This window comes from Mycolicibacterium komossense, from assembly GCF_025822605.1.
GTDB classification, from domain to species: Bacteria; Actinomycetota; Actinomycetes; order Mycobacteriales; family Mycobacteriaceae; genus Mycobacterium; species Mycobacterium komossense.
Genome location: NZ_JACKTY010000035.1, coordinates 68,041 through 74,961, shown reverse-complemented (window position 1 = coordinate 74,961; position 6,921 = coordinate 68,041). Strand labels below are relative to the sequence as shown.

Annotated in this window: 6 protein-coding genes and 1 pseudogene; all 7 read right to left on the bottom strand. The window is 63.3% G+C overall.

Going from position 1 to position 6,921, the window contains the following annotated elements:
* Positions 1 to 273 (bottom strand): annotated as a pseudogene (locus H7J73_RS22900) (hypothetical protein); the annotation flags it as partial.
* Positions 274 to 323: 50 nt separating this feature from the next.
* Positions 324 to 1,220, bottom strand: coding sequence for an ABC transporter permease (locus tag H7J73_RS22895; protein ID WP_264070006.1), 897 nt, complete (start codon positions 1,218 to 1,220; stop codon positions 324 to 326).
* The gene (locus H7J73_RS22890; RefSeq protein WP_264070005.1) at positions 1,213 to 2,115 is read right to left on the bottom strand and encodes an ABC transporter permease; all 903 of its coding nucleotides are present in this window, start codon (positions 2,113 to 2,115) and stop codon (positions 1,213 to 1,215) included. Before H7J73_RS22890 ends, H7J73_RS22895 begins: the two co-directional genes overlap by 8 nt.
* Positions 2,112 to 3,230: an ABC transporter ATP-binding protein gene (locus tag H7J73_RS22885; protein WP_264070004.1), complete on the bottom strand. Its 1,119-nt coding sequence runs from the start codon at positions 3,228 to 3,230 to the stop codon at positions 2,112 to 2,114. Before H7J73_RS22885 ends, H7J73_RS22890 begins: the two co-directional genes overlap by 4 nt.
* Before the next feature lie 75 nt (positions 3,231 to 3,305).
* A complete protein-coding gene (locus H7J73_RS22880; RefSeq protein ID WP_264070002.1) occupies positions 3,306 to 4,163 on the bottom strand; it encodes a creatininase family protein in 858 nt (285 codons plus the stop codon).
* A 70-nt stretch (positions 4,164 to 4,233) separates the two neighbouring features.
* On the bottom strand, positions 4,234 to 5,397 hold the full coding sequence (iolM, locus tag H7J73_RS22875; RefSeq protein ID WP_264070001.1) for a scyllo-inosose 3-dehydrogenase: 1,164 nt from the start codon (positions 5,395 to 5,397) through the stop codon (positions 4,234 to 4,236).
* A gap of 85 nt (positions 5,398 to 5,482) precedes the next feature.
* Positions 5,483 to 6,790: a Tm-1-like ATP-binding domain-containing protein gene (locus tag H7J73_RS22870; RefSeq protein WP_264070000.1), complete on the bottom strand. Its 1,308-nt coding sequence runs from the start codon at positions 6,788 to 6,790 to the stop codon at positions 5,483 to 5,485.
* Positions 6,791 to 6,921: the final 131 nt, after the last annotated feature.

The following is a 6,921-nucleotide window of genomic DNA, read 5'->3' as shown; positions in this document are numbered from 1 at the left end:
CAGATCGAACTGATTCGGGTTCGCCTTGATCTTGGCGAACATCTCATCGGCCGAACCGACATTGACCGCATTGACCTTGATCCCGGTCTCCTTGGTGAACGCATCCAGCCAGGCTGGGTCGTGGTACGTCTCCCAGGTGAGCACGTTGAGGGCTTTCGGGTCGCTGCTGCTTGATCCGCCGCAGGCGGCGACCATGGTGGCCACGAAAGCGGTGATCAGCAGCAGTACGGCCGTCCGCAACCGCCTGGGTTGGGATTGGGGTAAATGGAGCATGTGGGTCTCCTGGCTGGTTGTTCTTCTGGGACTGAGGGGTTCACTGACTGTCACGAGGCGCCGATGCCCACAAGTTGTTTCTCCCGCCGCCGTGCGGTGGTGAGCAGCAGGACGAGCGCGCCGCCGATCAGTAGCAGGCTGAAGCCGCCGATGAGGGTGAACACCGCGTTGACCTCAGGGGTGAATCCAAATCGCAGCAGGCCCCAGACATACACCGGCAACGTCGGCTGCGTCCCGGAAAGGAAGAAGGAGACCGCGATCTCATCCATCGACAGCGTGAATCCGAGCAGACTGGCCGCCAGTAGTGACACCCGTACCCCAGGCAGGGTCACGTGCCAGAACGTCTTGATCCGTCCCGCTCCGAGATCCATCGACGCGTGCTCGATGGAGGGGTCCATGGTCTTGAGACGCTGTTGCAGAACGAACATCACCAGCGGTGTGATGAAGGCGGCATGGCCGATAACCAAGGTCATGAAGCCGGTCTCGACCTGGGCAAGGTTGAAGACGACCAGAAGCGAGATGCCCAGCACCATCCCCGGGGCGACCAACGGGATGGCGAGAACTGCGTCGAGGACCCGCTTGCCGCTGAACTGCACCCGTTGGGCGATCAGCGAGAACGTAAGGCCGGCAATGGCGCTGATCAGCACGGCCATCAACGCCACTCGCAAGCTGAAAAGCAGAGCGGTGATCATCGCCTGGTCGGCGAACAGGTCGCTGTACCACTGTGTGGTGAACCCCTGCATCGGCCACGTCTGTACATTGCTGGCGTTGAAGGAAAACAGCGCGGTGGTGATCAGCGGCGCGTAGAGGAAGCCGAACACCAGGAGCAGGAACAGCACTCCGATGATGAGACCGGTCGGCACCGTGCGCCGCCGCTTGGGCGGTCGCGGGCGCCGAGCGGTGGCGGCGCTGATAGGGGCGTCGGTTAGCGTCGGCGTGCTAGTCATAGCGGGCCTCCGTGCGGGTGAACAGGGACATCACGGCGAGTACCAGAAGTCCGGACAGGATGACCACCACACCGATGGCTGATCCCAGCGGCCAGTTGTTGGCGATCCCAAACTGCTGCAAGACGATTGAGCCGAGCATCGTTCCGGACAAGCCGCCGACCATCGCAGGGGTGACGTAGTCGCCGAAGGTCAGGACGAAGGCGATCGCGAATCCGACCGCCGCCCCGCCCCGCGACAGTGGCCACAGCACGGTCCAGAAGGTGGTCCAAGCCGAGGCGCCGCAGTCGCCGGCTGCTTCGGTGATGTGCGGCGGGATGCGTTCCAACGAGACGAAAACGCTGAGGAACACGTACGGGATGGCCACGTAGGTCAGGGTGAGGATGACCGAGAGTTGCGAATAGAGGATATTTTTCGGCACCAGGTCGCCGAAAGCGCCGACCAGGATGCCGTGCTCGCCAAGGATGATCTTCCAGGCGAAGATCCGCATCAGGTAACTGATGAGCAGGGGGACCAGCACGAGGATGGCGACGATTAGTTTGAACTTGCCGAAGTAGCGCACCACGATCACGGCGGCGATGTAGGCGACGACGGTAGCGATCAGCGATGCACTCACCGCGGTCACCATGGTGCGCCAGAACAGGGTGCGGTAGACCTCCGAGTCGAGCAGCGCCTGATAGTTCTCCAGTGTCGGTGTCTGGGTTACCGTTCCGAAGTCGTTCTTCCACAGGCTGTTCAGGAAGAGTGTCACGTTCGGCAGGACAACGAGCGCCAGCGCCCAGAGGAAGGCCGGCGAGGCTTGCAGGTACGACGCGGCTTCGTCGACGATGCGACGACGCCTGCGAGGTGCGGTCGTTGCCGGCGTGGGTGTTTCTTCGAAGTCGACGGTGGCGGTCATGGTGTGCCTTCCTCGAGGACGACGGGCGCGCTCAGCGACCAGCCGACATGAATCGAGTCACCCGGCCTTGGTCCCTGGTCTGCGGGCCTGACTCCGCTGATCCGGGACACGATCGTCTGCCCGGCCACGGCGATGGAGACTTCCTTCTCGTGGCCGAAGAACACCACGTCCTGAACGACGCCGGTGTAGAGGTTGGGCTGACCGAACGCAGCGTCGCCCAGGAGCACGCACTCGTGTCGAAGACTGACAGTCGGGGCTTCTGGCCGCACCGGATTGTGGGTCTGCATCTGCAGGTCCCCGACGGTGACGTGTTGAGTTCCGGTGCGGCGCCCCGACAACAGATTCGTCTTACCGATAAAGCCGGCCACGAAAGGTGTTTTCGGCCGGTTGTAGATGTCGGTGGGGGAGCCGATCTGCTCGACGACCCCCTTGTTCATCACGGCGATCCGGTCGCTCATGGCCAGCGCCTCGCCCTGGTCGTGGGTGACGTAGATGAAGGTGATGCCGACGTCACGCTGCAGGTTCTTCAGCACCGTCAGCATGTGTTCGCGGAGCTTGAGATCCAAAGCACCCAAGGGTTCGTCGAGCAGCAGCACGCGCGGCTGGGCGACGAGGGCGCGGGCGAGGGCGATGCGCTGGCGCTGGCCGCCGGAGAGTTGATGGGGCAGCCGGGTAGCGGCCGCACTCATGCTGACGCGTTCGAGTGCCTCGGCCACCCGGGTCTTTATCTCGCTTTTGGCCACCTTCTGCATCTTCAGCGGATAGGCGACGTTGTCGGCGATCTTCATATGTGGGAACAATGCGTAGTTCTGGAACACGGTGTTCACCGGTCGGCGATACGGCGCGACGTCGGTCACGTCCTTGCCGGCGATGTGGACCTCACCGAGTGAGGGCTCCTCGAAGCCGGCGATCATGCGGAGCGAAGTCGTCTTGCCGCAGCCACTGGGGCCCAGGAGGGCGAAGAACTCGCCCTCCTGGATTTCCAGGTTGATCGAATCCACGACGCATATGTCGCCGTAGAACTTTGAGGTGTTGCGCAACTCGACGACCGGCCCGCGCAGCGCGCCGTTGACCGCAGTGGACGGCGCGGATTTCTGCTTCCAGCTGATGGTCATGATCTGTTCTCCTGGAGGGACGGTGCTGACCGCATCATCAGTGCGCGGTCGTCGAACGTTGGCGTACGGGAGTTGTCAGGCCTTCTGCACGTACTTGCGGTTGCGGATGTCGACCTTGACCTTTTTGAGCTCTTCGACCGCGGCGGCGAGGTGACTGGAGAAGCGCTCGAAGATCTGCTCACCCTTCTCGGCGGTGGCGCGCAGGGGATTGCCGATCACACCGTGTGGTGCCATCTCCTGGTGCTCCATCGGGAAGTAGAAGTACTCGTAGCCCTGGAACTCGACGTCCGGGCTGGCATCGACCTTCTTGAACGACGAGGGCAGCCAGTCGGGGGCCTGGGCCCTGGTATCGAGTGCGCGTTCCATCTTCACGTTATCGGCCTTGTAGGCCATCATGATTGAGGTTTCCTGTTCGCTGGCGTGCCAGCCGGCGGTCTCCTCTTTGGAATTCTCCATCAAGTCCTCGATGATGCCGAGGTAGCGCTCGCCATAGGGCTTGAACATTCCCAGCAGCGCACCGGTTTCGTAACGCAGCTGGCGGAAGACCTCGTCGGTCGCTTTGGTATTGGAGGTGTGCCCGTTGACGAAGATGATCCGGTTGAACCCGTGGTGGATCAGCGAGCGAGCGGTGTCGTGGATGACGGCTCGCAGCGTCTCGCCACGGAAAGTCAGTGTGCCCTGGCCGGTTTCGGGCTCCCGCAGGTGATGGGGGCTGTACCCGGTCCAGATCGGTGGCCCGTACAACACGCCGGCCTTCTCGGCGGCGCGCTTGGAGACCTCCATGGCGTTGTAGATATCGGTGCCGATCGGCAGGTGGTAGCCGTGCATCTCGACCGCGCCCATGGGCACCAGGATGGTGTCCTCGGTCGAGAGGTAGCTTTGGATATCGGGTGGTGCCAGGTCGGTGAGCAGCCGGGAGTGCAGTTCGGACATCGGGATTGCCTTTCGCTTACGGGTGTGGTGGAAACGGGCTCCGGCCCGGATTCCCGGGCCGGAGCACCGCTCATAGTTGTGGCTTGACGAGGATCTTGCCGTTGCTGCGAGCCTTGGTTTCATCGATCGCATCCACGAGACCGGCAAGGGGGAAACGGCGGGTGATGGCTTGCTCCATGCTGATTCGGCCCGCTGCCATCAGGTTGATGACGTTGGGGAAGTTCCACGAGCCGGAGTGCCCGACGGTGCCGTAGACCGAGCCGGCCTTGAGCATGTAGCGGATCAGGCTCAGTGTTGCGGGTTGGGGGTCCATGCCGGCGATGACGACCTTGCCGCCGACGCCGAGGGTGTCCTCGATCGGTCCCATGACAGCCTTGGAGTTGCCGCTGGCTTCGACGATCATGGCCGCACCGGTTCCCTTGGTGGCCGCTGCGACGATATCGCCGGGGTCCTCGGTGGTGGGGTCGATCAGTGTGGTGGCACCCAGCTTGCCCGCCAGTTCGCGCCGACCAGGCAGCGGGTCGATGGCGAAGACCTGGGATGCGCCGGCAGCCACTGCCAATGCCACGGAAGCCAGCCCGATGGGACCCCCGCCGAAGACGACTACCGAGCCGCCCGGCTTGAAACCGCCTGCGCGGGTGAACATTCCCTCATAGGCGACGCTGGTGGGCTCGGTGAGGGCGCCGACCTCGAGCGCTACCTCTTCGTCACCGTAGCGCTCGAGTACGCCGTCGAGCGACCAGGCGAACCTGGAGTCCACTTTGACGTACTGCGCGAAACCGCCGTCCAGGGTGAAGCCGAGATCCTCGATGTAGCCGCACTGGTTCCAGTAGCCGCCGCGGCATTCGCGACATTTGCCGCACCACTGGATCTCCTCGACGGCAACCAGGCCGCCGACCTCGAACTGGTGGACATCCTTGCCCTTGGCGACGATCTTGCCGGCAAATTCATGGCCCGTGATGACGGGCGTCTTGAGGTGATAGGGCAGCAGCAGATAGCCCTCATCGTCGGTCTCGAACATGTGCACATCGGAACCGCACAACCCGCACGCACCGACTTCGAGCACGATTTCGGTAGGACCCGGGTCGCCGGGGTCGGGGACGGAACGAACCTCGACAGTGGGATTGCGGTAGGCCTCGTTGGCGATGGCGGCCCACTGCCGGGCATTATCTGCCTCGGAAATCCGCGCCCCGGGGCGCGGGCTCCACTCGGCTTCGAGAACAACTGCTTTCATCGTTTTCTCCGTCTCCTGATTCCGGCTTGGTTAAGGTGGCGCTGAGTTCGGGGTGCGCCAGTGGTGGGGCTCAACACGGACGCCGTCAAGCGAACGCGGGGGGTTGTGCGTGCTGGCGCTCCAGCAGGGCGATGAGTGTGTCCAGGACGTGGTCGATGAACGCGTCGTCGTTGATGTGATGGTCGAGCAGCGTCAGCTCGACGTGATCGGCCAGGTTGTTTCGGAGGGCTTCGACGAACGACTGATCGGCGGCCGGATTCCAGAACGCCTTGCCTGGGGTATCAGGCACCGAGAACCCGCCAAGCGGCACGATCACCGCGGTCGGTCCCGTCGCGCTATTCGCTTTGCGCGCGAAAATGCCTCCCAGGTTTGTCATCTCGTCGGAGTTCAAGCGAACCAACGTCAGTTCCGGGTTGTGCCCGAAGTAGGTGCGATCAGGGAACTCGGCCTTCGCCTGTTCCGGTGGGCCACAGGTGATGAAGTCGATGCAGCCTGGCACGAGTACCTGGGGTAGGCCGGCCGCACCGGCGGCCTCCATCCGGTCGGGCCCCGAATTCATCAGGCCGCCGACGAGGTTCGCCCCGAGTTCAGTGGTGGTGTAGTCCAGGACCGCGTCGACATTGCCGCACCGCACCGCGTCCTCAAGGGCCCGGCCCCCGGTGCCGTTGGCATGGAAAGCCACAAACTGGATACCCTTGCGCTCCAGAGCTTCTCGTGCTCGCATCAATGCCGGAGTGGTGTTTCCATTCATTGACACAGCGACCGTGGGCCGCTGCTGCCGGGCGGCACCGGGTTCGACGGCGGCATAAGCGCGCGCAGCCCCGACGATGTAGCCGGCGGCGGAGCGGTAGATCGGCGCGGTGACCGTGTTCACCCCGATGATGTCGGCCACCGAATGCAGAACTGCGACATCGCGGATGCCCACATACGTGTCGAATGTCCGACTGCCGGATGCCAGTGGTGAGACGATCAGCTTCGGGAATCCGAGCGGCAACTCCTGCAGTCCGGGTCCGGCGATATGGGTACCCGCGCCGCCCATGCAGATCGCGCCGTCAATCTCACCGGCATCGAGCATCTCCTGTAGGAGCACCCGCACCCCGCGACGCAGCACCGAAACGGCTTCGCCGCGGGGTAGCGCGCTGACAGCGGCGCAGGTGGTTTCCGCGGCGCCGGCTACTGCGTCCTGATCGATGAACCGCCGGCCGGCCAGGACGGCGGGTGCGGGACGTTCGGCGTACCGAGCGGAAGTATCCAACAGGATCGGCGTTCCGTCGAGTTCCTCGATCACGTCCGCCAATGCACCCAGTTCGTCGGACTTGGTGTCGAAGGTGCCTATCACGAGCACGTTCGGGAGTGCGTCTCGCTGAGACGCGGCGGGTGTGATGGAGCTCATGCACGATGACGCTAGACCGGTTTTCCGATCAAATCAAGCTTAAAAACATTATTTTGATCGGAGAACCGAGCGCATAGCGGAAGTGAACTGCAGGGATTCCAATAGTCGATGGCCATACCGAACGAGGAACT

What these genes read in the sequence shown, in the direction of transcription:
- H7J73_RS22880 (WP_264070002.1), bottom strand. Translation starts at nt 4,163, where the DNA reads ATGTCCGAACTGCACTCCCGGCTGCTCACCGACCTGGCACCACCCGAT.
- iolM (WP_264070001.1), bottom strand. Translation starts at nt 5,397, where the DNA reads ATGAAAGCAGTTGTTCTCGAAGCCGAGTGGAGCCCGCGCCCCGGGGCG.
- H7J73_RS22895 (WP_264070006.1), bottom strand. Translation starts at nt 1,220, where the DNA reads ATGACTAGCACGCCGACGCTAACCGACGCCCCTATCAGCGCCGCCACC.
- H7J73_RS22890 (WP_264070005.1), bottom strand. Translation starts at nt 2,115, where the DNA reads ATGACCGCCACCGTCGACTTCGAAGAAACACCCACGCCGGCAACGACC.
- H7J73_RS22885 (WP_264070004.1), bottom strand. Translation starts at nt 3,230, where the DNA reads ATGACCATCAGCTGGAAGCAGAAATCCGCGCCGTCCACTGCGGTCAAC.
- H7J73_RS22870 (WP_264070000.1), bottom strand. Translation starts at nt 6,790, where the DNA reads ATGAGCTCCATCACACCCGCCGCGTCTCAGCGAGACGCACTCCCGAAC.